26 protein-coding genes are annotated in these 25,386 nt (G+C 66.9%); 19 read left to right on the plus strand and 7 right to left on the minus strand.

The window, feature by feature from the left end; all coding sequences use genetic code 11:
- Positions 1–2: 2 nt before the first annotated feature.
- A complete protein-coding gene (locus BWR19_18140; GenBank protein APX95098.1) occupies positions 3–2,612 on the minus strand; it encodes a CRISPR-associated helicase/endonuclease Cas3 in 2,610 nt (869 codons plus the stop codon).
- Between the two features lie 222 nt (positions 2,613–2,834).
- Here BWR19_18140 and BWR19_18145 point away from each other — a divergent pair, with 222 nt between their 5' ends.
- Positions 2,835–3,704 (plus strand): WYL domain-containing protein, encoded by an 870-nt coding sequence (locus BWR19_18145; GenBank protein ID APX94686.1) that lies wholly within the window; start codon positions 2,835–2,837, stop codon positions 3,702–3,704.
- Between the two features lie 141 nt (positions 3,705–3,845).
- Positions 3,846–4,730, plus strand: coding sequence for a glycerophosphodiester phosphodiesterase (locus BWR19_18150; protein ID APX95099.1), 885 nt, complete (start codon positions 3,846–3,848; stop codon positions 4,728–4,730).
- A gap of 65 nt (positions 4,731–4,795) precedes the next feature.
- On the opposite strand, the gene BWR19_18155 is transcribed toward BWR19_18150, so the two are convergent.
- Complete coding sequence (locus tag BWR19_18155; protein ID APX94687.1) at positions 4,796–5,476, minus strand: PhoU family transcriptional regulator; 681 nt, start codon at positions 5,474–5,476, stop codon at positions 4,796–4,798.
- Between the two features lie 25 nt (positions 5,477–5,501).
- Entirely contained in the window at positions 5,502–6,704 is a 1,203-nt protein-coding gene (locus BWR19_18160; protein APX94688.1) for a sodium:phosphate symporter, read from the minus strand.
- A 113-nt stretch (positions 6,705–6,817) separates the two neighbouring features.
- On the opposite strand from BWR19_18160, the gene BWR19_18165 reads away from it, so the two are divergent.
- The 9 genes from BWR19_18165 to BWR19_18205 all read left to right on the plus strand — a co-directional run bounded on the left by BWR19_18165 (position 6,818) and on the right by BWR19_18205 (position 16,744).
- Complete coding sequence (locus BWR19_18165; GenBank protein APX94689.1) at positions 6,818–7,993, plus strand: monooxygenase; 1,176 nt, start codon at positions 6,818–6,820, stop codon at positions 7,991–7,993.
- Positions 7,994–8,045: 52 nt separating this feature from the next.
- Complete coding sequence (locus BWR19_18170; GenBank protein APX94690.1) at positions 8,046–8,714, plus strand: hypothetical protein; 669 nt, start codon at positions 8,046–8,048, stop codon at positions 8,712–8,714.
- 266 nt (positions 8,715–8,980) lie between these two features.
- Entirely contained in the window at positions 8,981–9,712 is a 732-nt protein-coding gene (locus tag BWR19_18175; GenBank protein APX94691.1) for an ABC transporter, read from the plus strand.
- Positions 9,709–10,599, plus strand: a complete 891-nt coding sequence (locus BWR19_18180; protein APX94692.1) for a zinc ABC transporter permease — start codon at positions 9,709–9,711, stop codon at positions 10,597–10,599. Before BWR19_18175 ends, BWR19_18180 begins: the two co-directional genes overlap by 4 nt.
- Positions 10,600–10,634: 35 nt before the next feature.
- The gene (locus tag BWR19_18185; protein ID APX94693.1) at positions 10,635–11,831 is read left to right on the plus strand and encodes a metal ABC transporter substrate-binding protein; all 1,197 of its coding nucleotides are present in this window, start codon (positions 10,635–10,637) and stop codon (positions 11,829–11,831) included.
- Positions 11,832–11,918: 87 nt separating this feature from the next.
- A complete protein-coding gene (locus tag BWR19_18190; GenBank protein ID APX94694.1) occupies positions 11,919–12,593 on the plus strand; it encodes an ABC transporter ATP-binding protein in 675 nt (224 codons plus the stop codon).
- Positions 12,590–15,070, plus strand: coding sequence for an ABC transporter permease (locus BWR19_18195; protein APX94695.1), 2,481 nt, complete (start codon positions 12,590–12,592; stop codon positions 15,068–15,070). Before BWR19_18190 ends, BWR19_18195 begins: the two co-directional genes overlap by 4 nt.
- Positions 15,067–16,227 carry an iron ABC transporter permease gene (locus BWR19_18200; GenBank protein APX94696.1) on the plus strand — a complete coding sequence of 387 codons (1,161 nt, stop codon included), beginning with the start codon at positions 15,067–15,069 and terminating at the stop codon, positions 16,225–16,227. Before BWR19_18195 ends, BWR19_18200 begins: the two co-directional genes overlap by 4 nt.
- A gap of 172 nt (positions 16,228–16,399) precedes the next feature.
- Entirely contained in the window at positions 16,400–16,744 is a 345-nt protein-coding gene (locus tag BWR19_18205) for a hypothetical protein (GenBank protein ID APX94697.1), read from the plus strand.
- 85 nt (positions 16,745–16,829) lie between these two features.
- Here BWR19_18205 and BWR19_18210 read toward each other — a convergent pair whose 3' ends face one another.
- On the minus strand, positions 16,830–17,603 hold the full coding sequence (locus tag BWR19_18210; protein ID APX94698.1) for a hypothetical protein: 774 nt from the start codon (positions 17,601–17,603) through the stop codon (positions 16,830–16,832).
- A gap of 266 nt (positions 17,604–17,869) precedes the next feature.
- On the opposite strand from BWR19_18210, the gene BWR19_18215 reads away from it, so the two are divergent.
- Positions 17,870–18,067 carry a hypothetical protein gene (locus BWR19_18215; GenBank protein ID APX94699.1) on the plus strand — a complete coding sequence of 66 codons (198 nt, stop codon included), beginning with the start codon at positions 17,870–17,872 and terminating at the stop codon, positions 18,065–18,067.
- A 59-nt stretch (positions 18,068–18,126) separates the two neighbouring features.
- Here BWR19_18215 and BWR19_18220 read toward each other — a convergent pair whose 3' ends face one another.
- Positions 18,127–18,660 (minus strand): lactoylglutathione lyase, encoded by a 534-nt coding sequence (locus BWR19_18220; GenBank protein ID APX94700.1) that lies wholly within the window; start codon positions 18,658–18,660, stop codon positions 18,127–18,129.
- Between the two features lie 86 nt (positions 18,661–18,746).
- On the opposite strand from BWR19_18220, the gene BWR19_18225 reads away from it, so the two are divergent.
- Positions 18,747–19,250: a glycoside hydrolase gene (locus tag BWR19_18225; protein ID APX94701.1), complete on the plus strand. Its 504-nt coding sequence runs from the start codon at positions 18,747–18,749 to the stop codon at positions 19,248–19,250.
- 15 nt (positions 19,251–19,265) lie between these two features.
- Here the strand turns inward: BWR19_18225 and BWR19_18230 are convergent, their stop codons facing one another.
- The gene (locus BWR19_18230) at positions 19,266–19,742 is read right to left on the minus strand and encodes a transcriptional regulator MntR (protein ID APX94702.1); all 477 of its coding nucleotides are present in this window, start codon (positions 19,740–19,742) and stop codon (positions 19,266–19,268) included.
- A gap of 157 nt (positions 19,743–19,899) precedes the next feature.
- On the opposite strand from BWR19_18230, the gene BWR19_18235 reads away from it, so the two are divergent.
- The 3 genes from BWR19_18235 to BWR19_18245 are packed head-to-tail and all read left to right on the plus strand — an operon-like array spanning position 19,900 to position 22,496.
- A complete protein-coding gene (locus BWR19_18235) occupies positions 19,900–20,811 on the plus strand; it encodes an ABC transporter substrate-binding protein (protein APX94703.1) in 912 nt (303 codons plus the stop codon).
- Positions 20,804–21,583, plus strand: a complete 780-nt coding sequence (locus tag BWR19_18240; protein ID APX94704.1) for an ABC transporter — start codon at positions 20,804–20,806, stop codon at positions 21,581–21,583. The genes BWR19_18235 and BWR19_18240 overlap by 8 nt, the downstream gene beginning before the upstream one ends.
- On the plus strand, positions 21,570–22,496 hold the full coding sequence (locus tag BWR19_18245) for a hypothetical protein (protein ID APX94705.1): 927 nt from the start codon (positions 21,570–21,572) through the stop codon (positions 22,494–22,496). Before BWR19_18240 ends, BWR19_18245 begins: the two co-directional genes overlap by 14 nt.
- An 8-nt stretch (positions 22,497–22,504) precedes the next feature.
- On the opposite strand, the gene BWR19_18250 is transcribed toward BWR19_18245, so the two are convergent.
- The gene (locus BWR19_18250; protein APX94706.1) at positions 22,505–23,380 is read right to left on the minus strand and encodes an EamA family transporter; all 876 of its coding nucleotides are present in this window, start codon (positions 23,378–23,380) and stop codon (positions 22,505–22,507) included.
- 176 nt (positions 23,381–23,556) lie between these two features.
- Here BWR19_18250 and BWR19_18255 point away from each other — a divergent pair, with 176 nt between their 5' ends.
- Genes BWR19_18255 through BWR19_18265 form a run of 3 tightly spaced genes read left to right on the plus strand, consistent with a single transcriptional unit; the run spans position 23,557 to position 25,375 of the window.
- Positions 23,557–24,246 (plus strand): hypothetical protein, encoded by a 690-nt coding sequence (locus BWR19_18255; GenBank protein APX94707.1) that lies wholly within the window; start codon positions 23,557–23,559, stop codon positions 24,244–24,246.
- Positions 24,247–24,256: 10 nt separating this feature from the next.
- A complete protein-coding gene (locus BWR19_18260) occupies positions 24,257–25,126 on the plus strand; it encodes a zinc ABC transporter permease (protein ID APX95100.1) in 870 nt (289 codons plus the stop codon).
- 27 nt (positions 25,127–25,153) lie between these two features.
- Positions 25,154–25,375, plus strand: coding sequence for a hypothetical protein (locus BWR19_18265; GenBank protein ID APX94708.1), 222 nt, complete (start codon positions 25,154–25,156; stop codon positions 25,373–25,375).
- Positions 25,376–25,386 lie beyond the last annotated feature (11 nt).

The raw sequence follows: 25,386 nt of genomic DNA on the forward strand, positions 1-25,386 counted from the left end.
AGTTATTCCTCGTTTGCTGTGCTATGTGGCCGAAAACCCAGGCCCCACTGGCCATCGTATTCACAGCTCGTGTCAGTCTCGGCCAACCACGGCTGCACAAAGCGCAACGCCTTGTAGCGCTCCTGCAGGGCTTCCCACTGGGCTTGATACTCTCCCGGCAAGCTAGCCAGCTTAGCGGCCTGGCTCTGGCGCAACTTGATCTGGCTGAGCATATCGGCATGCCGCGCATCCTCGGCCCAGAGCCGCAAAGCACCATCGGCGTCACACTTAAGCAGTGCCACATTGACTGTTGGCTCATCGACCAGGCGAGTGCCGATCTCCTGCTCCTCCTGCCACTTGTGGCGATCCCACACGTAGCCGGCCTTGAGCTCCAGGGCATTGAAGTTGGCCATCGAGGTCGCGACCCTCTGTATCCCTTTCTGCTCCCAGCGCGCTCCCTGCAGTCCGTCCGGCACAAGGTCGATCACTTCACCGTAGACACTCTCGATCAGCAGGCGCGCCTGCTCGGGCATGCGGATTCCCCCCAGCTCACGCAGGACTCGCTGGGTCAGCCACAGGAGGGAGGTATCCCGATAGACGGCATTCGTCCCAGGTAACGTACGTTTCAGCCAATGTTCATCCGGTGCGTCTGCCCACTCGGGGGCCAGCACCTGGAGAACGGGTGGCCGGCGCGGGCCACGGACATGGCGTTGAAGCCGACCGGCACGCTGAATCAGCAGGTCAATGGGAGCGAGATCGCTGATCATCAGGTCGACGTCACAGTCCAGAGACTCCTGGAAAACCTGAGTGCTGATCAACACCTGCCCACGACGGCACTCCGGCGTGGACGTCTTGCCCAGTCGCGCGAGGACGTCGGACTCGATCCGTTGGCGATCGAGCATGGCAAAGCGGCTATGGAACAGCAGGCAACACTCCGGCTCGGGGTGACGCTCACGCACTGCCTCAAAGGCACGAATGGCATCGTCTACGGTATTGCGCACCCAGGCGACGCACTCGCCGGCCGCTGCCGCGGCCAGAATAGTCTCGATGGCCTCCGTTTCTTCGGTCAGCCAGTCAATATCAACCTCACGGGACACTTCGGGCCGCGAGCCCAGCGCCACCTCACGAGACGCGTCCACATCAATCTGCGTCAGCAGCGGAAAGTCACTACGCTCAAGGGCGGCTGGCTCCCTATCCAGCCCGGCACGCCACGCCGCTGCCAGCGACTCGCGCATTGCATTCGGCAGAGTCGCTGTCAACAGGATGGCGCTGCCGCCCTGGCGGGCGTGATAGCTCAACAGCTGGTTGAGCAGGGTCTGCATATAGTGGTCATAGGCGTGCACCTCATCGACGATCAGCACCTTGCGCGCCAGCCCAAAGAGGCGCAGCGACTGATGACGGAACGGCAACGCACCCATCAGCGCCTGGTCAATGGTGCCCACACCCACCTCGGCCAGGAGCGCCTTCTTGCGCGAATCGGCGAGCCAGCGGTTGCAGTGGGCGGTCGCCGTGGCCTCGCCTGGCTCATAGTCCCGGTCGCCCGGCTGCGGCCGATCGATCGCCAGCGAGAAGGATTCGTTGAGCCGGCTGGCACCATGGGCCAATACGAAGGAGGGGTGGGAATCGGCCGAAAAGAAACGCCGATGCAGCAGGCCGAGGCGCTCATACATGGCATTGGAGGTCGCCATGGTCGGCAGCGCGAAATAGAGACCTTCGGCATGCCCAGCCGCCAACAGTCGCTGGGTGAGGATGCAGGCCGCTTCGGTCTTTCCGGCCCCCGTAATGTCTTCGAGGATGAACAACTGAGGCCCAGGCGAGATCGGCAGCGACTCGGCCTCGCACTGCAAGGGAGTCGGCGTGATCGGCCCGCCATCGAACCATTGATCGAGCCCGCTGTAGGCAAGCGGCTCCGGCAATCGATCGAAGCCGGTATCACGCAGTGCCGCCTCGGCGCGCGGCAATGCATAGCGCTCCCAATACTCGGCGATGGGCATCTCCTTCTCGCAGTAGCGGAAATGCTCCTGATTCGAGCCCAGCCAGTCGCTGAGTGTCGCCCAGCCGGCGATGGTCCAGCTCAGCGTCAGGAAGGCTTTTAGCCACTCACTCGAGACAAGCGTTTCCACCGGCCACTCAACGTCGATAAGGCCGGCCCACTCCTCGATGAACTGCCTGGCGGCTTCCAGATCGTCACCATCGGTTTCCTTGACGAAGAACTGCTCGAGCCGCAGCTGCTCCGCCTCGACCGGCTGGCCATGGTGACCGAAGAAGGGAATCAACAATGCCTGCATGGCCTTACGGCGCTGCTTTTTCTCCGAGCGCTCGAGGGACGCCTCGGACCAACGCAGAGTCCCGTTCTCCAGCCAATCAAACCAGCACTCCTGCCACAACAGAGCACCCAGCCGGTCATGCCGCACGGTGTACTCGTATCGCTCGACGGGTGGAACCAGCCTCACACTCTCCGGCCGGGCCAGCCCCTGGAAGGCTCGGGAGAACTTGCCAAGGTCATGCAACCCCAGCAGAAACACGAAGAAGCGGCGTAGCGCCTCGGGCGATATATCAAGGCGGGCCGCCAACAGCTGCGTCAGCGGACGCTCAGGAGCAAGCAAATACCAACCGACTGCTGCCACATCCAGGCTATGGTAGGGCAGTAGATGACATCGATCCCCTGCTTCAGCTGGTTTAGCCTTACCCCAGTACAGGTAGTAACTCATTGCTGACTCCCTGTCGTTATTCTTTGTTACGCACCATCTAAGCACCCTACTCTTTCAGTCACCACCACTGTCCAAGAAACCAGCATCTTTTTCAGGCCGATGCTGAGATAGATCATGGCATTCAGAGAGTCGCAAGGAGTTCGCATGCTCGATACTGCACCACTACCCTGGGACACCCTCGCCCGCTACCGGCTAATTGAAGTCCTGGCGCTATGGGAGGGTCGGGTGGTTGCATCACAGATCGGCGAGGCTTTCGGCATCGGCCGCCAGCAGGCACAGAAGGTGCTGCGCCGCTATCGTGAGCTGGTTCCCGGGAACTTGGTCTATGACGAGTCGCGCAAAGGGTTTCTTCCCACCGATGGATTCATCGGCCATTTCACCCAAGGTCGGGTTGAAGAGTATCTACATCTGCTGGGGTCGGGGCAGCAGCTGGACTCACCATTTGCAAGCCTTGGGCTCGGGGCCGCCGATACTGAGTCGTTGCCACTGCCAAGTCGCCAGGTGTCACCTGACGTGGTACGCGAGTTGGTAAAAGGCTCACGCCAGCAGCTACGGCTGGAAGTGTCCTACGCTTCCTTTACCAACCCGCGGGGCGAAGAAAGAATCATCGTGCCCCATACCTTGGTATATGCTGCAGGGCGCTGGCATGTAAGGGCCTTCTGTGAAAAGCATTTGTCATATCGTGACTTCGTATTGAGCCGTTTCCGCGATATTCCAGAGCCTTGTGGAGCGATGCTGGGAGAGCATGGCCGAGGAAACGATAGCGACTGGCTAACCATCGTCAACGTAAAGCTAATCCCCGATCAGCGCCTGACTGAGCCAGAACGCCAGCTAATAGCGGTTGACTACGCAATGACAGCTGGGACATTGGAGCTGTTATGTCGTGGCCCACTGGTGCTCTATGCCCTGCGTGAATTGGGAGTAAACCCCAACCATACCGAGACCGACCCTCGCGCCCAGCAGATTCAGATCGCCAATGCGGCCGAGCTCAAGCACTGGATCCGCTGGGACTGACCACCTACCACTCACTTGCATCCCTTTCCCCACCTCAGTACGGTTATTAATTGAACATTCAATAAAGGATTCACCATGCGCTTCACCCAGAGCCGCTTTTCGCGTGTCAGCCTTCCCTTCGCCCTGCTCGGCGGCGGTGCCTTGCTGCTGCCGCTCTCCGTACAGGGGGATGCCCTACAGCAGCAGCTGGATGATCTGCAAGACTTTCAGGTGATCGCCCACCGCGGCGCCAGCGGGCACGCGCCGGAGCAGACCCTGCCGGCGCTGGAGCTGGCCCATGAGATGGGAGTGGACTACCTGGAGCTGGATATCCAGATGACCGCCGACGGCGAGTTGGTGGCCTTCCACGACGAGAGCCTCGACCGCGCCACTGACGGCAAAGGCGAGCTCAAGGATTTCACCCTGGAGGAGCTCAAGGCGCTGGACGCCGGTAGCTGGTTCAACGAGGCCTACCCGGAGTATGCCGACGATGCCTACGCCGGGGAGCAGATCCTGACCCTGGGCGAGGTCATCGAGCACTTCGGCAGCGATACCCGCTACTACCTCGAGACCAAGTCGCCGGAGCTCTATCCGGGTATCGAGGAGGCGATGGTCGAGGAGCTGGAGGCCCACGGCCTGATCGAGGATGGCGCGGCACTCATCCAGTCGTTTAGCCAGGAGAGCCTGCTCAAGGTACAGGCGTTGAACGACCAGGTGCCGCTGGTACAGCTGGTGTGGTACTACCCGGAAGAGGACGGTGAGGAGCGCCTGGTCGAGTGGACCGGGGTGACGCCGGGCCCGAGCGAGATCGAGGATGCCGACTTCGCGGCGATCCGCGAGTATGCCGTCGGCATCGGCACCAACCTGACCTATGAAGACGAGCTGCAGGTGATCGATGCCGCCTTCGTCGAACAGGCCCAGGCCAACGACCTGCTGGTGCATGTCTACACCATCAACGAGCAGGACGGCATGCAGCTGCTGCTCGACTGGGGCGTCGACGGCATCTTCACCGACTTCCCCGACCGGCTCAACGCGCTGGTCGAGTAACGCTATCGGTTAGTCGTAACGAAGCGCGCCGCCCTCAGGGGCGGCGCTCGCGTCTCGGGGTGTCGTCACTCCGCGTCGTCTTCGTCGTGGTAGAAGTCGAGGTCCTCGAGCTGGCCGACCACCGCGGTGGCGATATTGGCCAGGTGCGAGGCCACGCGCTTGTAGTGGCGCGCCAGCAGCGAGTAGGCCACCGCCTCGTGGAAGGCGACCTGCTGGTCGTCCTTGAACAACTCCTCGATCAGGTGGTCGCCCTGGGCGCGAATGCCGCGGGCCATGGAGAGCACCTGGCGCGCCTTGGCCTCGTCGGAGTCGCGGGTGGCGCTGACCATCATGCCGAACATGCGGCCCATCTGCTCGGCCATGCCGTCCAGCGGCCCCTGGTAGCGCGGCACGTGGAAGCCCTCGCTGTAGAAGCTGCCCACCTCGAAGACGTTCTTGCAGTAGTCGCCGATGCGCTCCGCGTCCTTGGCCACGCTCATCAGCGCCAGGCAGATGGCCACGTCGTGGCCGGGGTTGACGGTGAGGTGGCGCAGCACCTTGCGCCGAATCGAGCGCTCCAGCTCGTTGATCGCCTGGTCGCGGTCGTAGAGCGGCTGGCGCACCTCGTCGGCGGAGGCGGTGCTGTAGAGCACGTCGTTGGCGCGGGCAAACATCCACTCGCCGTGCTCGAGCATGGCAGTCAGGTCTTCGAAGGCCTGGTCGAGGGTGTTCTCGGAGGTCAGAGCGGTATAGAGCTGTCGAAACATGTGACGGTCTCCCGGTGGGCCGCGCTCAGCGCAGGCTCATGAACAGTTCGGTGGCGGCAATGCCGACCAGCGGTACGACGAAGAACACGCCGATCAGGAACAGGAAGGCGTAGCGGGTCCGCTTGGCCGCCAGCTTGCCGTACCAGTTGGCCACGCGCAGCGGGATCACCCGCAGCGGCCACCAGATCGCGGTGCCGGTGAGGTTGAAGATGACGTGGAACAGGGCCACGGTCATCGCCGCTGCGATAGGATTGGCGGTGGCGGCCAGCACGCTGGTCACGGTGGTGCCGAGGTTGGCGCCCATCATGAACGGCAGCACCCGGCGCATGCGCACCACCCCGGCCCCGGCCAGCGGCACCATCAGGCTGCTGGTGATGGTGCTCGACTGCACCAGCACGGTGGAGACCACGCCCACGCCATAGGCGCGCAGGTCGGTGCGGAAGAAGTAGGTGCGGAACAGGCCGTCCATGTGGCGCAGCAGCGCGCCGCGCAGGTTCTGGACCATGAAAATCAGCGCGGCGAACATCAGCAGCATACCGAAGCCGGCCACCAGCAGCCCCTGGGCCGGCGAGGTCGGCAGCAAAAAGCCGCCGATGGCGTTGAAGGCGTCGACGACGGGCGAAGTGATCACCTTGATGGGGCTGTTGGGCCGAGCCACTTCTTCCAGACCGATCAGCTCGGCGAGCCAGCCGGCCAGGCGCGTGAACACCCCGCGGCCGGCCTCGTGGAACATGCCGCTGAGCCACTCGATGGGGAACACCACCGCCACGGTGAGGATGTTGAAAAAGTCGTGCATCAGCGCCGCGGTGAACGAGCGCCGGAAATTGCGCTTGATGCGCATGTTGGCCAGGGCCACGATGACCCCGGTGACCGCGGTGCCGATATTGGCGCCCATGATCGCGAATACCGCGGTGCCCAGCGTCATTTCGCCGCTGGCTACCAAGGTCACGATCAGCGCCGAGGTGAACGACGAACTCTGCACGATCATGGTGACCAGCACGCCGGCCAGCAGAGCGATGAAGGGGTTCTCGCCGTAGGCGAAGGCGCGGGTCAGGAAGTCGCTCTCGCCGCCGAAGGTGCCGAGGCCCGAGCCCAGCACGTTGAGGGCGGCCAGGAACAGGTAGAGGCACAGCCCGGCATACAGGCCGCGCATCCAGGCCGGGGTTTCACGTCGCGCCTGTCGCTCGAAGGCGGGCTGATCGGAGGGCGGTGTGGTGCGATTCGTCATAAGTGAGTAGCTACCGTGTGGGTCCGCGGGTGGTATGACGGTTTAATGACGCTTTGATGTCAGCGCGCACCCTAACGAGCATAGATGACAGTTTGATGACATTAAGGACACGCATGGCGAATTCTGCACAGGTGATCATCGTTGGCGGCGGTATGGTGGGTGCCGCGCTGGCCGCCTCATTAGGCCAGGCGGGCCTTGGCGTGGCTCTCGTCGAGAGCGGCGCTGCCCCCACCCTACCAGACGACGACGGCTTCGATCTGCGGGTGTCGTCGCTCAACCTGGCCGCCGAGCGGCTGCTGGCCGAGGTCGGCGCCTGGGAGAACATCCCCCAGGACCGCCGCTGCGCGTTTCGGCGCATTCACGGCTGGAGCCAGCAGGGCCGCGGCGAGGCCCACTTCGATGCCGAAAGCCTCGGCCACGATGCCTTCGGCAGCTTCGTCGAGAACCGCTGGATCCGCGCCGCGCTATGGGCGCGCCTGGCCGAACTGCCGACGGTCACCTGCCACTGCGGGGTGCGCCCCATGGTGCTGCGCCAGGCGGCCGGCGAGGCCGAACTGGAGCTCGACGACGGCACCCGGCTGAATGCGGCGCTGGTGGTCGGCGCCGACGGCGCGCGCTCGGCGCTGCGCGAGCTGGCCGGCATTGCGGTCGAGAGCGGCGACTACGACCAGCGCGCGCTGGTGATCAACGTCGCCACCCGATTGCCCCAGCAAGACGTCAGCTGGCAGTGCTTCACGCCCGAGGGCCCCCAGGCGATGCTGCCGCTGCCCGGCCATCATGCCTCGCTGGTGTGGTACGGCAAGCCGGATACCATCACTGCCCTCGAGCAACTCGACCCCGAGGCGCTGCGCGTGGCCGTGGAGCACGACTTCCCGGCGCGCCTGGGCGGCCTCGAGGCGGTGCTGGGCTGCGCCAGTTTTCCCATCCGCCGCCAGCACGCGCGGCGCTATAGCGCCGCGCGCTGCGTGCTGATCGGCGATGCCGCCCATGTGATCAGCCCGCTGGCGGGGCAGGGCCTGAACCTCGGCCTGCAGGACGTGATCGCCCTCAGCGAGCGGCTGGTCGCCGCACACCGCCGCGGCCAGGACCTCGGCAGTGACCGGGTGTTGGACGGCTATGCCCGCCAGCGGCGCCCGCAGACGCTGGCGATGATCGCCGCCACCGAGCTGCTGCACCGGGTGTTCACCGGCGCGCCACCGCTGCGCCGGCTGGGCAGCCTGGGGCTCGCCGTCACCCAGCGCCTGCCGCTGGCCAAGCGGTTGATGATGCGCCAGGCGATGGGCCTGTGACCCCGCCAATGACGCTATAGTAAGGGCGACCCACGCCAATCGGAGCCCCACCATGCGCCACTCCACCGTGCTGATCGCCAGCCTCGTGCTGCTGCTGAGCCTGCCCGCCACCGCACTCGCCCAATCCTCCACGCAGGAGTGGCAGGGCTATGCCGACGCCCTGGAACGCGGCGAGCGCCACGCCAACCTGTGGCAGGCGAGCTGGGTCGGTATCTACGGCGCCAGCCTAGTGCTCAACGCCTACCAGGCCAGCGAGGCGAGCGACCGCGACGACCGCTACGATGCCCGGGTCGGAGTGGTCAAGTCGGCGCTGGCGCTGGGCGGCATGTTTCTCGACCGCCAGCCCCACCCGGCCGCAAACCGCGACTTTCGCGCTCTCGATCAGGGCGACGACCTCGACCGCGCCCGGGCGCTGATCCGCGAGACCGCCGCCGAGGAGCGCCAGCGCCGCGCCTTCGAGGCGCGCCTGGGCTCGCTGGCGGTGAATACCGCCTCGGGGCTGCTGATCGGCGTCGGCGACGGTCGCGGCCGCGACGGGGCGATCAACTTCGCCACCGGCATGCTGATCAACGAGCTGCAGCTGCAGACCCAGCCGCGCCAGGCCGGCCGCGCCCTCAATCGCTTCCAGCCCGCCCAGGCCTCGCTCGGCGAGCTGCGCTTCGACTACGAGTACGCGCTGCTGGCCAGCCCCGAACAGCTGGGGGTGGCAATCCGCTACTGACGCTTGGAGCCCTCCCCGTATGGCCGCTATCATAGGCGGCCATTTTTCATGCCGTTGTCGGCATGACTTCTCAAGCCACTTGTTATGTTATAACCTTCCCGACATTCACGAGGTATTGTCATGGCTCACCGTCACCACCATCGGCCCGAGGGGCCGTGCCACTTTTCGCTGATGTCGCTGGCCGCCGGGCGCCGGCTGCTGCTGGCTGCGGTACCGCTGGCCGGGCTGTGGCTGGCGGTCTCCTGGGCCGCGGGGTGGTGGTCCTGATGTCGCGCCTGCGCCTCAACGACCTGCAGCTCGCCCAGGGCGGCCGAACCGTGCTCGAGCACGTCAGCGGCCGCTTCGAGGACGGCGCCATCACCGCGCTGATCGGCGCCAACGGGGCCGGCAAGAGCACCCTGATCCAGGCGATCATGGGCGAGCTGGCGCCGATCCGCGGCCGCGTCGAGTGCGATGTACCCAAAGAGCGGCGCGCCTGGCTGCCCCAGCAGCTGGCGCTCGACCTGACCTTCCCGATGAGCGTGGAAGAGCTGATCATGACCGGCACCTGGCCCAGCCACGGCGCGCTCAAAGGCTACTGCGGCCCGCACTACCGCCAGGCGCGCGAGGTGATGTCGCGGCTGGGGATTTCGCATCTCGCCCACCGTCCGCTGGGCGAACTCTCCGGTGGCCAGCGCCAGCGCGCGCTGCTCGGCCGCACCCTGATGCAGGAGGCCGCGCTGCTGCTGCTCGACGAGCCGTTCGCCAACGTCGATGTCGATACCGTCGAGGTGCTGATGGGGGTGCTGCGCGACATGGCCGCCCAGGGCGCCACCATCATCGTGGTGCTGCACGACCTCGAGCAGCTCTCGCGGCTGGCCGACTGCGTGCTGGCCCTGGCCGGCGGTCACGCCCGCTGGAGCACCCCGGACGCGATTCTGGAGCGCCACCACGGCGGTACCCAGCGCCATCACCATGCGCCGATCCTGCCCCTCGACTTGCCGGGGTTATCGCCATGATCGCGCTGCTGAACGAGTGGTTCATTGCCCCCTTCGACTACGGTTTCATGCGCCGCGCCTTCGTTGCCGGCATCGCCCTGTCGCTGGCCGCGCCGCCGCTGGGCGTGTTCCTGGTACTGCGCGGCATGAGCCTGATCGGCGACGCCATGGCCCACGCCATCCTGCCCGGCGTGGCGCTGGGCTTTCTGCTGGCGGGTTTTTCGCTGCCGGCGATGAGCCTCGGCGGCATTCTCTCCGGGCTGGTGGTGGCCGGGCTCGCCGGCGGCGTGTCGCAGATGAGCGGCCAGCGCGAGGACGCCGCCATGGCCAGCTTCTTCCTGATCTCGCTGGCCGCCGGGGTGATGCTGGTGTCACTGGGCGGCAGCAGCGTCGACCTGACCCATGTGCTGTTCGGCTCGATCCTTGCCGTCAACTCCACCGCGCTGATCCTGATTGCCGCCATCAGCAGCCTGATCGTGGCGTGCATGGCGTGGATGTTCCGCGCGCTGGTGGTGGAGTGTCTCGACCCGCTGTTCCTGCGCGGCCAGGGCAACCGCAACGGCCTGATTCACGGCCTGTTCCTGGCGCTGGTGGTACTCAACCTGACCGCCGGCTTCCAGACCCTCGGCACGCTGATGGCCGTGGGCCTGATGATGCTGCCGGCCACCGCCGCGCGCTTCTGGAGCAAGCGCCTCGAGGGGCTGATCTTGATCGCCGTGGTGTGGGCAATGATCGCCAGCACCGGCGGGCTGCTGCTGTCGTATCACCTGTCACTGCCGTCCGGCCCCAGCATCATCATGCTGGCCGGGGGCGGCTATATCGTTTCTGCGCTATTCGGGCGCTACCACAGCTTGATGGCCAAGCTGCGGCGGCGCGCTACACCGCTGGAGGCCGCCGAGGCCGGATAGCGATCGTTCCATCGCATCACACAACGAGGTACAGCATGAGAAACAAGCCGTTTGCCCTAAGCCTGCTGCTCGGCAGCGCCGGCCTGATCGCCCTGTCTCCGCTGCAGGCCGACGAACGCATCGAGGTAGTGGCCAGCTTCAGCATCCTGGCCGACATGGTGCATAACGTCGGCGGTGATCACGTCAACGTCACCTCGCTGGTGGGCCCCGACAGCGACGCGCATGTGTTCTCGCCCAGCCCCACCGAAGCCCGCGCCATCGCCGAGGCCGACCTGGTGGTGTTCAACGGCCTGCAGTTCGAGGGCTGGATGGAGCGTCTGATCGACTCCAGCGACTACAGCGGCCCGCTGGTCACCGCCACCGACGGCATCGAGCGCATCCCCTACCACGGTCACGATCACGGTCACGCCCACGGTCATGACGACCACGGCCATGACGACCACGGCCATGACGACCACGGTCACGACGACCACGGTCACGACGACCACGGCCACGACGACCACGGCCATGACGACCACGGCCACGACGACCACGGTCACGACGACCACGGCCACGACGACCACGGCCACGACGACCACGGCCACGACGATCATGACCACGGCGAGTATGACCCTCACGCCTGGCAGGACCTGGCCATGGCGCAGACCTACGTGGTCAATATCCGCGATGGCCTGATCGAGGCGGACCCGGACAACGAACAGGCGTACCGCGACAACGCCGAGCGCTACATCAACGAGATCGACGCCACCGACGCCGAGATTCGCGAGCTGCTCACCGAGATCCCGCCGTCGAGCACCATCATTACCGGCCACGACTCCTTCGGCTACTTCTCGAGCGCCTACGGCCTGCGCTTCCTGTCGCCGGTGGGCCTTTCCACCGAGGCCGAGCCCAGCGCCGCCAACATGGCCGAGCTGATCGACGTGATCCGTGAGCAGAACGTTCAGGCGCTGTTCCACGAGAACATGACCAGCCCGGCGATCATCAACCAGCTGTCGGAAGAGGCGGGCCTGCCTGTCGCCGGCACGCTGTACGCCGACGCCCTGGCCTCTGAAGGCGAGGCCAGCACCTACCTGGGCATGATGCGCCACAACGCCATGACCCTGCACGAGGCGCTGGCCGACCCGGACCATGACGAACATGACCACGGCCACGACGACCACGGCCACGACGACCACGGCCATGACCATGAGCATGGCCACGACGACCACGATGATCATGGCCATAGCCACTGATAGCTAACGCAAGCTGGCTTGGGCGCCGCCTTCGGGTGGCGCCTTTTTTATGCAACACTCATGGCGCGTCCCCCAGGTGAGCCCCCTATGCTCGAGCTGCGCCAGGTCAGCAAATCCTACGCCACACCCCAGGGCCCACTCAGGGTCCTCGACGGCGTGGACCTTTCACTCGCCGCCGGCGAGAGCCTGGCGCTGATGGGCGAGTCGGGCAGCGGCAAGTCGACCCTGCTGCATCTGGCCGCCGGCCTCGACCTGCCCGATGCCGGCGCCGTGAACGTCGACGGCCAACCGCTGGCAGGCATGGCCGAGCGCCAGCGCGCCGCGCTGCGCCGCGCGCGGCTGGGGCTGGTGTTCCAGCAGTTTCACCTGGTGCCGAGCCTCAGCGTGGTCGACAACCTGACCCTGCAGGCGCGCCTCGCCGGGCGCCACGACCGCGCCTGGTGCGACACCCTGATGGCCCGTCTGGGGCTTGCCGACATGGCCGGGCGCTACCCCGAGCAGCTCTCCGGCGGCCAGCAGCAGCGCCTGGCCATCGGTCGCGCCATGGCGGTGCGCCCGGCGCTGCTGCTGGCCGACGAACCCACCGGCAACCTCGATGAGTCCACCGCCGACGAGGTGCTGGCGCTGCTGCTGGAACTGGTTCACGACAGCGGCTGCGCGCTGCTGATGGTGACCCACAGCCCGCGCGTGGCGGCACCGCTGAAGCGCTGCCTGACCCTGGCCCGCGGCCACCTGCAGGGCGCCACGAGCGCCGCGCCATGATCGCCGCAGCGGCTGCCACCCTGCTCTCCCACTACCGGCGCCACCCCGGCCAGCTGGTGATGCTGCTGCTCGGCCTGTGGGTGGCCAGCGCGCTGTGGAGCGGCGTGCAGGCCATCAACGCCTCGGCCCGCGACAGCTACGACCGCAGCGCCGCGCTGTTCGACGCCGGGCTGGATCGCATCGAGCGCCGCGACGGCGAACCGCTGACCCTCGACACCTACCTGGCGCTGCGCCGGGCCGGCATTGCGGTGTCGCCGCTGATCGAGGGCGAGCTGGTCTTGGCCGGCGAGGCGCGGGTCACGCTGCTTGGCATCGAGCCGCTGACGCTGCCCGCCGCCAGCGGCATCCAGGCCAGCGGCGGGCCCGACGCCCTGGGCGACTTCCTGCAGCCGCCCTGGCGCACCCGGCTGGCCGCCGACACCCTGGCCGATCTCGACGCCGCGCGGGACGGCGAGCAGCTGCTCGACCGCGAGCGCCAGGCGCTGCCACCGTTGGCCCTCGACCCCAGCGTACCGCCCGGCACCCTGATCACTGATATCGGCGTGGCCGGCGCGCTGCTGGGCATGCCTGATGACGCCATCAGCCATCTGCTGATCGCCCCCGGCGCCCCGGCCACACTGCCCGACGCCCTGGTGCGGCTGCGCGCCGAGCAGCTCGCCGAGCCGGGTCAGCTCAGCGACAGCTTCCACCTCAATCTCACCGCCCTGGGCCTGCTGGCACTGGTGGTGGGGCTGTTCATCGTGCATGCCGCCCTGAGCCTGACCCTGGAGCAGCGCCTCGGCATGCTGCGCACCCTGCGCGCCCTGGGGGTCCCCGGCATGAGTCTTGTCGCCTTGCTGGCCGTGGAGCTGGTGGTGCTGGGGCTGATCGGCGCGCTACTGGGTATCGTTAGCGGCGTGTGGCTGGCCGGCCAGCTGCTGCCGGACGTGGCGGCCAGCCTGGCGACGCTCTACGGAGAGCGGGTCGGCGCTGAACTGGCGCTGCCCTGGCACTACTGGCTGGGCGGCATCGCCATCACCCTCGGCGGTCTGTTCAGCGCCGGCGCTACCACCCTGTGGCGGGCGGCGCGTCTCGACGTGCTGGGACTTGGCCAGCGCCAACGCTGGCGCGGCGGGCTGCAGCGCCAGCTGACGATCATGGCGCTGCTCGGCGCCGCGCTATGGCTGCTGGCCCTGGGGCTGTGGCTATGGCTCAGCGGCCAGCCACCCGGTGAGCGGCTGCTGGCCGGCTTCGCGCTGGTCGCCCTCGGCCTGCTGGCGGCGACCCTGCTGCTGCCGCCGCTGCTGGGGCTGCTGCTGGGCTGGGCGGTGCGGGGGCTGCGCCATCGCCCGCTGGCGCAGTGGGCGATGGCGGACCTGCAGCTGCAGCTGCCACGCCTGCAGCTGGCGATGATGGCGCTACTCCTGGCCCTGGCCACCAACCTCGGCGTCGGCAGCATGGTCGGCGGTTTTCGCCTCACCTTCCTCGACTGGCTCGACCAGCGGCTGGTCGCCGACGCCTATGTGCGCCCACCCGCCGAGCAGTTCGACGCCAGCCTGGCGTGGCTTGAGGCGCGTGACGAGGTCGTCGCGCTGCTGCCGACCCGGCGTGCCGACGCCACCCTGCGCGCCGCTGGCGTCGATGCCCAGCCGGTGGGCGTCTACGGCATCACGCCGGCCAGCCAACTGACCCGGCACTGGCCGCTGCTGACTACCCAGGCGGGGGTCGAGCAGGCCTGGCAGGCCTTCGAGCAGGGCGCGGCGTTGATCAATGAACAGCTGGCCATCGCCACCGGCCTGGGGCCCGGCGATCGCCTCACCCTGAGCAGCGCCGAGGGGCCCCACGAGACCGCGATTGCCGCCGTCTACCCCGACTACGGCAACCCCCGCGGCGAGGTGACGCTGACCACCGCGGCACTCGCCGCACAGTTCGCCGCGCCGCCGGGCAGCCTCGGCATCCTGCTCGCCGAGGGCAGCGATGTCGCCGCGCTGGGCCAGGCGCTCGACCGCGCCATCGACCTGGCCGGCGCCAGCCTGATCGACCAGCAGGCCGTGAAGCAACAGGCGCGGACGATCTTCGAGCGCACCTTCACCATCACTCGCGCGCTGACCCTGCTGACCCTGGCGGTGGCAGGGCTGGCGCTGTTCAGCAGCCTGCTGGCCCAGGGCGGCGAGCGGCGCGCCCAGCTGGCGCCGCTGTGGGCACTGGGGGTCACGCGAGGCAGGCTGGCCGGGGTGTCGCTTGCCCAACTTAGCCTGGCGGCGCTGGTCACCGCGCTGCTGGCGATCCCGCTGGGCATCGCCCTGACCTGGGGCCTGGTGGCAGTGATCAACGTCGCCGCCTTCGGCTGGCGCTTGCCGCTGCACGTCTTCCCCAGCCAGCTGCTGCTGGCCCTGGTGCTGGCTCTGGCGGTCGCCTGGCTGGCTGCGTTGATCCCCCTCTGGCGGCTGTGGCGCAGCCGCCCCCGCCAGCTACTGATGGAGTTTTCCGCCGCATGACTCGTCGCCTGTGGCTGTTGGCAGCCGCCCTTGTCGCTGTGGCGCTGGTGCTGCGTCCCAGCGCTGTCACCGAGTCCCCCCAGGGCTTCGCCGGCCTGGGCGCCGAGGCCGAAGGCTACGCCGAGGCCGGCCCGGGCCAGCCGCTGCGCTTTCCCGACGACCACGGCCCCCATCCCGACTACCGCATCGAGTGGTGGTACCTCACCGCCAACCTGGAGGATGAGCAGGGCCAGCCGCTAGGCATTCAGTGGACGCTGTTTCGCCAGGCCCTGGCACCACCCGAGGCGTCGCCGCTCGAGCCGACGCGGCCCTGGCACAGCCGCCAGCTGTGGATGGCCCATGCGGCGGTATCGCGGGGCGAGCGCCACCTGGTCGAGGAGCGCTTCGCTCGCGGCCTCGCGCTGCCCGCTGCCGAAGCGCGCCGCGCCCAGGCCGGCGCCGTGGCCGAGCCGTTCGCCGCCTGGCTCGACGACTGGCGACTGAGCAGCCGGGTCGTCGACCCGGCCGGCGATACCTTCGAGCGGCTCGAGGTCAGCGCCAGCGGCGAGGACGCCGGCCAGCCGTTCGGCTACCGCCTGACCCTGACCGCCGAGGGGCCCCTGGTGCTCCACGGCGAGGCCGGTTTCAGCCAGAAATCCGCCGATGGACAGGGCTCCTTCTATTACACCCAGCCGTTCTGGCGGGTTGAGGGCGAGGTCGACCTCGACGGCGAAACCCACCGCGTCAGCGGGCGCGGCTGGCTCGACCGCGAGTGGAGCAGCCAGCTGCTCGGGCCCACCCAGCAGGGCTGGGACTGGTTTTCGCTGCACCTCGACGACGGCCACAAGCTGATGGCCTTTCGCCTGCGCGGCGGTGGCCGCGATGGCGGCGACTATCTCTCGGGCAGTTGGATCACCCCGGACGGCAGCCTGACCCCGCTCAGCGGCGACGACCTGGCGCTGACGCCCCAGCAGACCAGCGTCGTGGCCGGGCGCGAGGTGCCGACCCGTTGGCGGCTAGCGCTGCCCGGGCAGGGGCTCGATCTCGAGGTCGCGGCGCGCCACCCCGAGCGCTGGATGGACACCGCCTTCGCCTACTGGGAGGGTGAGGTCACCGCCGTCGAGTCCCGCAGCGGCGAGGCGGTCGGCGAGGGCTATCTGGAGATGACCGGCTACTGAGGGGCGTTGCGTCAGCGGCTGTCCGAGCCGCTCGAATTGTCCAAATTATGTCCAATTATTTTTCCCCTCCGGGCACCCCGAAAGACCCTTGCCGCGCAATCGAGCGCAAAAGTTCGCTCTCCGCCCCTATCTCTCCTACATTACTTGTACACCCACTCTTGAGGCATTCACCATGGCCGAGAGCAACCACCCGGTCTCGGGCAGCATTACCCTGAAACAGCTGGGCCGCGGCGTCGCCGACGGCCACACGCCGATCGTCGAGGTCGAGTCCCAGGACGGCATCTACATCGTGCGCCTGCACTACGCGAACGGCGTGGCCGAGCTGTCCGACGAGCACGGCAAGACCCGCACCTTCCTCGGCACCGGCGAGATTCGCGACCTGCTCAGCGAAACCGGGCTGACCCACGGCGTACTAACCTGGGCGGATCAATGCGGCGACGAGATGATCGGCGTTCAAGGCCACGCCATCACCCCCGACGAGATGCTCGCCTACGGCACGCGTATCTCGTTTCGCTGAGCCAATCTTCACAGCGGCGCCCGGAGCGCCGCGTGGATGATGGACACCGCTACGTGGCATGCCGAATGCCAGTGTCTAATCGGACTCAATCGCTCCATGTACTCACCGCCTGTTCGATGGCCTCGGGTGAAACCTGGACCGCTCCCCGGAAGGGGTTGTCCTGGATGGCCAGCAACCAAAGAGCGACGACCGCAGCAAGGCTGAAGACAACAATCGCGTGCCGGTTCGCGGACGCCCTGTCGAGGAATCCCATGCCCATCACGAATTGCGTCAGGAAGCCGAGCAGGAACAAGGCACTCCACGAAAATTGCTGGTAATGATTAGCCACAACGGCAATGCGGTTTGTCCGCGCCTCGACAATGTCTTGTGCTAAAGACAGCATCTGGCCGTGGACCGCGGCCGAGTGGGCCTCATCGTGCGTGGCGTCCCGCACGGCGCGTAACAGTTCGAGTAGCGCCTGTTCCGTCTTGCTGCTTCCGCTTTCCTGAATCAGGCGCGGCCATTCGTCCGCCACCACCGAGTCAGCGTAGTCGACAATCGCCGCGCGGATCCTGTCTCCGCTGGCCGTTGTCGTTTCACTGGCGACACCGAGTCCGAAGATCGCCGCGCTCTCGGTTTGGACGGCTTGGGACGCTCGCTCCTTGCGGTCCATGGTGTCAGCGAGCAGGAAGGCCGCGAACAGCGCAAACAGGGTCGAAACGGCCACGAAGGTTGGCAAGCCGAGGGCGCCCCCCTTGAGGCGAGCGCTGAGCGGGGAATGAAACTGGACCCAGTGGATCAATGCCCCGGAAGCCAGAAATACAATCAGCAGGAGCGGAAGGATCAACAGGGGGTGGAATTCGAACCAGAAGCGGATCATCGCAATGTGTCGACTTGTGCCCGGCACGGCTCAGGTCTTGCCGTTGCCAGGCCCAGCCGCTGGGTTCGCCATCGGCCCAACGTCCTGGTAGAAGGCGCGTACTTCGGCGACGAGATCGTCGCAACCCAGAGGCGCGATGCGCTCGACAGCCCCGGCACACTCATGATGCCCTCGAAACAGAACCCGACCGCAAGAATCCTCGGTTCGTCTTCCCAGAGATCAGCGTTGGTAACAGGAAAAGCGGGAACATAGTTTCCCCTCGGTTCTTGTATTTTTATACGATCAATATTGCCGGTCGAGATTGCCTCCGGCATTGCATCTTCGCCTGTATCGTGGGGGCATTCAAGTTCCAGAGGTTTGCCCTGGACCGAAAGATTCCGAGGGGAGAAATGATCATGGTAACCGCGTGCATGACCGTGTTTGAGCAGACGACGGGGCTGCACGCGCTACGACAAATCGGCTAATAACTTCAGGGCCATGGTGTGCATAGACCGCTGCCTGCGTGCAGCTTTTCGGACAATGCCTAGTCGCCGAGCTGATTGAGGCGCGCCGCCTCGACGATCTCGATCCAGTAGCCGTCGACGTCCTTGACGAAGGCCACGTCCTTCATCTTGCCCTGGTCGGGACGCTTGACGTACTCGACGTCGTTGGCGTCGAACCAGGCCACCGCGGCGTCGAGGTCCGGCACGCTGAAGCAGATATGGCCGAAGCCCTGGGGCTCTGCGTTGCCGTCGTGATAGGCGAAATCGTCCTGTGTCTCGGTGCCCCAGTTATGGGTCAGCTCGAGCAGCCCCTTCTGACTGAAAGTCCACACCGTGCGCTGCCCTGCATCTTCCGGCACCGTGTCGCCGGCCTCGAGCTTGGCCAGGAAGTACAGGCTGAACTGCATCTCCTCGAAGTCCAGCCGCCGCACCACCTGCATGCCGAACACCCGGGTATAGAAGGCCAGGGCCTGCTCGGGATCCTTGATACGCAGCATGGTGTGGTTGAGTCGAAACCCCTGTGACTCGGCGGTAGCCGCCTGTACGCCGGGATGCTGCTCACCGTTGAAGCTCATGCGAAAATCCTCTATTAATCAAAGGGTGCATTAAGGAATACTAGCGTATCTGCGTACGTGGCAACGCGAATTCAAGGCCCGAGCCTATGACGACATCCTGCCCTGCCTATCCTTGGCGCGCCCTGCCGCTGTTCTGGGCCTTGCTGTTGATGGCGCTGCTCTCCGGCTGCGCCAGCCGCGATATCGCCACCCGCGACACTGCCACTACCCCCGCCAGCGGGCTCTCCATCGAGCGCGCCATGATCCTGGCCAACGCCCAGCAGGCGTTGGGCACGCCCTATCGCTTCGGCGGCAATACACCCGAGGGGCTCGACTGTTCGGGCCTGGTGGAAATGGCCTACCGCGCCGCGGGGATCCGGGTGCCGCGCACCGCCGATGATCAATTCCGACAGCTGCCGCAGGTTGGCGAGGCGCGCCCCGGCGACCTGCTGTTCTTCGGCAGTGGGCGCAAGGCGACGCATGTGGGGATCTATCAGGGTGACCGGCAGATGATTCACGCCCCGGGACGCGGGCGCGAAGTGGTCAGTGTGCCGCTGGATATCGACTACTGGCAAAGTCGCTTCCTGGGCGCCGCAGGGCCGGCCCCCTGACCGCGCCGGAGGCAATCACGCCGAGAGACGGCGATGCGTATAGCGCTGCATCGCCTCGAGGGTTTCCTGACTGACGTGATGCTCCATGCCCTCGGCATCGATGCGCGCGGTTTCGTCGCTGACGCCCAGGGCGCGCAGGAACTGCAGCACGATGGCGTGCCGCTCTCGGGACATCCTCGCCATGGTCTCGCCTTCCTCGGTCAAGAACAGCGAGCGATACGGCTTGCTGGCCACCAGGCCCAGGGTCTTCAAGCGCCCGACCATCTTGGACACGGTGGCCTGGCTGACCCCCATGCGCAGCGCAATATCCGCCGAGCGCGCCTCGCCCTGATGCGCGATCAGATCACCGATCAGCTCGACATAGTCTTCCAGTAACTCGGTCTCATGCGCATTGCGCACGGCCGCATATTGCTGGGCGTGCTGTTCGCTGGGCGGCAGCGCATCGGCCTCGCTGAGACTCGGTGAGGGCGTTTCATCTGGGCGATCAATCATGCGACGAATATAGCCAACCTACCTCTGTGCAGCAACCTCTCATCATTAACGTCTTGCGCAATACAGTTAGCCTTTGCTAAGTTATTTACATACCACTCAATCGCGACCCCTGCTCAAGGCTCGTCGCCAGGCAGCGGCAATCCCACTGGAGGCATCGATGCAACATGGCACGCGCGTCACCTTGCTGGGCCTACTCGCCATCGGCATGACCGGCATGGCGCATGCCGAGGCGCCGCCGCTGAAGGTCGCCGCCAGCTTCTCGGTCCTCGGCGACCTGGTCGCGCGAGTCGCCGGCGACGATGCCGAGGTCAGGCTGCTGACCCCCATCGGCGCCGAGGTGCATGAGTGGGAGCTGATCCCCAGCAACTTCATCGACCTCGAAGAAGCCGACCTGGTCTTCTACAACGGCTATGGGCTGGAGCAGTGGCTGCCCCAGGTCGAGTCGAGCGTTCGCGACGGTGTGCCCCTGGTGGCGGTCGCCGAGGCGTCGGGCTATCCCACCCAGCCGATCGTCACCGGCGAACAGGCCGGCGAGCCGGACCCCCACCTGTGGATGGATCCCCGCGCCAGCGCCGAGTACGCCCGGGCGATCGCCTCCGCGCTGAGCGAGGCCCGGCCCGAGGCCGCCGAGGGCTTCGAGGCCCGGGGCGAGGCGCTGGCCGAGTCGCTCGACGCGCTGCACGCCGAGATCGACGAGGCACTGGCCGAGATCCCGGCAGAGCAACGCCTGCTGATCACCAGCGAGGCAGCCTTCATCTACTTCGCCGATGCCTTCGATTTTGAACACGACGGCATCTGGGGCACCAACGCCGAGGAGGAGGGCACGCCGCGTCAGCTGATGCGTATCGTCGATCTCATCGAGGCGCGCCGGCCGGCGGCGATCTTCTGGGAGAGCACCATCTCCGACCGCCATGTGCGCAGCGTCGCCGATGAGACAGACATCGCCATCGCCGGGCCACTGTACGTCGACTCGGTCAGCGACGCCGAGGGCGAGGCGCCGGACTACCCCGCCATGCTGCGCCACAACGCCGCCCTGCTGAAGGGCGCGCTGGGAGCCGAGCGTGACTGAACTTCCTGCCATCGAGGCCCGGGGGCTCTCGGCCGCCTACCACCGCCAGACGGTGCTCAGCGACATCAGCCTGACGCTGCCCGCCGGCCAGTGGACCGCCATCGTCGGCCCCAACGGGGCCGGCAAGTCGAGCCTGCTGAAGGTGGTGACCGGCAGCCTGCGACCGCTGCGCGGCGAACTCCGGGTCCTCGGCGGCAACGCCAGAGAACAGCGGCGTGCCGGCAAGATCGCCTACATGCCTCAGCACGAACAGATGGAGTGGGACTTCCCGGTCTCAGTGCGCGAAACGGTGATGACCGGCCGCTACGGGCTGATGCGCCGCGATCCCTGGTGGCAGCGCGTGGTGCCCCAGCGCTGGGCCAATCCGCTGCACCGCGACGCCGTCGATGAGGCACTGGACGCCGTCGACATGTATCAACATGCGACCAGCCCCATCGGCGAGCTCTCGGGCGGCCAGAAAAAGCGCGTGATGCTGGCCAGGGCACTGGCCCAGCGCGCCGATATTCTGCTCCTCGACGAACCCCTGGCAGGCGTCGACTCGCCCAGCGAGCGGCTCATCCTCAGCATGCTCGAGCGCGAGCAGCGCGCTGGACGCACGATTGTCATGGTCACCCACGACCTGCCCAGCGCCCGCCACTATGCCGATCAGGTCGCCTTGATCAATCACGTGCTGGTCGGCATCGGCCCGCCCAGCGAGATGCTCAGCGATGCGATGCTCGCCCAGCTGGCCATCGGCGGCTCACCCGCAGGAGGCCTGCGTGTCGCTGCTTGACGGCCTGGGCAGCGCTTTAATCGACGCCCTGATCGGCTGGCTGATGCTGCCCATCGGCCTGCTGCCCGAGAGCCTGTCGGCTCCCTTCGAGTACCGCTTCATGCAGCGCGCCCTGCTCACCTCAGTGCTGGTGGGTGCCATCTGTGGCCTGCTGTCGAGCTTCGTGGTGCTCAAGCGCTGGTCGCTGCTGGGCGACGCCATCTCCCACGCCGTGCTGCCCGGCGTCGCCATCGCCTACCTGCTCGGCTGGCCGTTCTTCATCGGCGCCTTCATCACCGGGGCGCTGACCTCACTGGGCATCGGCGCCATCGAGCGCCATACCCGCATCAAGTCGGATGCCGCCATGGGCCTGATGTTCACCGCCGCCTTTGCGCTGGGCATCGTGATCATCAGCAAGATCGCCTCGAGCACCCATCTGATGCACATCCTGTTCGGCAACGTGCTGGGGGTGCAGACCTCGGCGCTGCTGCTCACCCTGATGGCCGGCCTGATCACAGCGCTGGCGGTGTGGCTGGCCTATCGGCCACTGCTGCTCTACACCTTCGACCCGCAGCAGGCCCAGGCGCTGGGTTTCAATATTGGCGTCATCCACTACGGGCTGATCCTGCTGCTGACCCTGACCATCGTCGCCAGCCTGGAAACCGTGGGCATCATCCTGGTGGTGGCCATGCTGATCACCCCCGGCGCCACCGCCCACCTGCTCACCGACCGCTTCAAGCCGATGCTGGCGATCTCGGTGCTGGTGGGCATCGTCTCGGCGGTGGCCGGCCTGCTGCTGTCGTTCCATTTCGACGTCGCCTCCGGCGGCGCCATCGTGCTGGTTGCCACCGCGCTGTTCTGCGTGGCGCTGCTCGTCGCCCCCAAGCACGGCCTGATGGTGCGTGTCCTGCGGCGCACCCGGTTGCGAGAATAGGCGCCGTCTTACGCCGTGGGCCGGCGCTTTAGGGTAGTGCGCCGCTCGTGATAGGCGATGGCCAGGCCGCTGCCGATGATGATCGCGGTGCCGATATACACCCAAAGGTCGGGCATTTCGCCCCAGAACCACCAGCCCAGCAGCACCGCCCACAGCATCCCGGTGTAGTCGAAGGGCGCGGCCAGCGCCGCCGGGGCGTGGCGAAAGGCCAGCGTCAGGCAGGCCATGGCGCCGATGCCAAAGATCCCGGCACCGATGAACCCCCACCAGTGCAGCGGCCAGGGCGTCTGCCATACCCAGGGCAGCATCGCCCCGGTCACCAGCAGCGGCACCAGGGTGACGTAGAACACCATCGCCCACAGGTACTCGCGCACGCCGTAGCGCCTTGCGGTGATCATCACCAGGGCATAGAACATCGCCGCCGCCACCACCACCAGGGCGCCCAGCTGGAAGCCGGCACCGCCCGGGCGCACCACCACCAGCACGCCGAGAAAACCGATGATGGCCGCTACCAGCGGCAGCCGCTCGACGCGCTCGCCGAGCAGCGGCACCGACAGCAGGGTGACGAACAGCGGCGCGGCGAAGGCGATCGCCGTGGTCTCGGCCAGCGGCAGCAGCACCAGCCCGAACACGAAGCACAGCATGGTGCCGGTGGCCAGCAGGCCGCGTACCAGGTGCACGCCGGGGCGCCGGGTGGTGAGCTTGCGCAGCCCCCCGTTGAAGTGCGCGATAAGCGCAATCAGCGGCAGCGAGATCAGGGTGCGGAAGAAGATGATCTGAATCGGCGAATGCACCTCGCCCAGCCACTTGGAAATCGCATCGCCCACCGACAGGCAGAACACCCCGGCGCACATCCATAGTATCCCCTGCAGCGATGGTGACATCTGCCCTCCTTTTGACCCCGTTTTGCGCACCAACCCGGTGCAACAGCCAAGCCTTCTAACATAGCCGAGTCGCCGGGTCGGGGCGATGGATAAGCACCAAAAGCGCAAGCGCGCGTAGTGTCGACTGAATTGTTATGTTATATAGTAACTAAAATATCTCGACCGGAGGACACTGCATGCCTGTCGCTACCGCGCCCCTGCTGGACGACCCGTTTCTCGAGGCCAGCGCCACCGCGCAGAATGCCGAGGAGCACCACTGGGCCTTCGGCGAGGATATCAGCGTCCTGCCGAGGATCTTCGACTCGGCGATCACCCTGGCGGTGATGACCCGGCGCCTGGATGCCGCGCTCCGGTCCAGTATCGCCGCCCAGCTCGACGCTGAGCGTGGCATCTCCTGGCATTGGCGCGGCGGCGTAGGCCAGGCGCTGGCCGACGACCTGGCCGCCCATCTGCCGGCCCCGGCCGAGGGCGCGGCGCTGATCGACGATATTCGCACCGTTGCCGAGGCAATGGCCTACCTGTTCGACACCGACACCATCGGCGTGCGCCTGCGCACCCTGGAGGGGGCGATGTGCCCGCGCTTCCACGTCGACAATCTCGCCGTGCGACTGGTCACCACCTACGCCGGCCCGGCCAGCGAGTGGCTGCCCGAGTCGGCGGTGGATCGGGCCGGCCTGGGCGCGCCGCACCCGGGCAAGCCCGAGGCGCTGCGCGACCCCGCGGCGATCCAGCAGCTCGGCGTTGGCGATCTGGCGCTGCTCAAGGGCGACGGCTGGATCGGCAACGAAGGGCGTGGGCTGGTGCACCGCAGTCCACAGCCGGCGCCCGGTGAGCGGCGCCTGCTGCTGGCCCTGGACCCCGGCTGAGGGCGCGCACGTGCTGGGAATGATCGTCGACTGGTTCACCCTGCCGTTCGGCTATGGCTTCATGCGCCGCGCCCTGGTGGCCTGCCTGGCCCTGTCGCTGACGGCGCCAGTCATCGGCGTACTCCTTACCCTGCGCGGCCTGAGCCTGATCGGCGAGCCGCTCTCCCACGCCATCATGCCGGGGGTGGCCGTCGCCTACCTGCTGACCGGGCTCTCGCTGCCCTGGATCATGCTCGGCGGCCTGGCCGCGGGGATGATCACGGTGCTCCTGGCCGGCGGTATCACCCTGGTCAGCGGCCTCAAGTCGGACGCGGCCATGAGCAGCCTGTTCCTCACTGCCATGGCCCTGGCGGTGCTCCTGATCGCGGCCTCGGGCAGCGCGCTGGACCTCAGCCATATGCTGTTCGGCTCGATCCTGACGGTCAGCAGCCGCGATCTGGTGGCCATCGTGATTACCGGCAGCGTGGTGCTTACCGGCCTGGCCGTTGGCCTGCGGGCGCTGATGGTGGAGGCGCTGGACCCCGGCTTCCTGCGCGCCCAGGCCGCGCGGCCGGCGTGGATCCACGGCGCCTTCATGACCCTGGTGGTGCTCAGCCTGGTCATCGGTTTCCAGGCCCTGGGCACGCTGATGGCGGTGGGGCTGATGATCCTGCCGGCCACCCTGGCGCGCTTCTGGAGCCGACGCCTGGAGGGCATGGTGACGGTGGCGGCTGGCTCCGCCATGGCCGCCAGCCTGCTCGGCCTGCTGCTCTCCTATCACTATGCCGTGCCGTCCGGTGCCGCCATCGTGCTGCTGCTTGGCGCGGGCTACGTCGTCTCGGTCATTGGCGGACGCCACGACAGCCTACTGTCGCGCTGGCGCCGCCTGTCATCTTCCTGAACCTTCCTCCTGTCAAAGGACGTTACGATGTTTGCACCCCGATCCATCGGTTTAGCCCTGCTGCTTGGCCTGCTTCCGCTGACCGCCAGCGCCGAGGATGGCGAGGTGGTGTTCCGCCTCTCGGAGGCTTTCGCCCCGCTGCCGGCGCTGATCGCCCGGCTGTGCGACCGGCAGCTGGCACTGGGCGAGGCCACCAACGTCAACGGCCCCGCAGCAAGTGCGAGGCCGTTGGAGACCGCATCAGCGTAATGTAGTGGGAA

The organism is Halomonas sp. 1513, assembly GCA_001971685.1.
GTDB lineage: Bacteria > Pseudomonadota > Gammaproteobacteria > Pseudomonadales > Halomonadaceae > Franzmannia.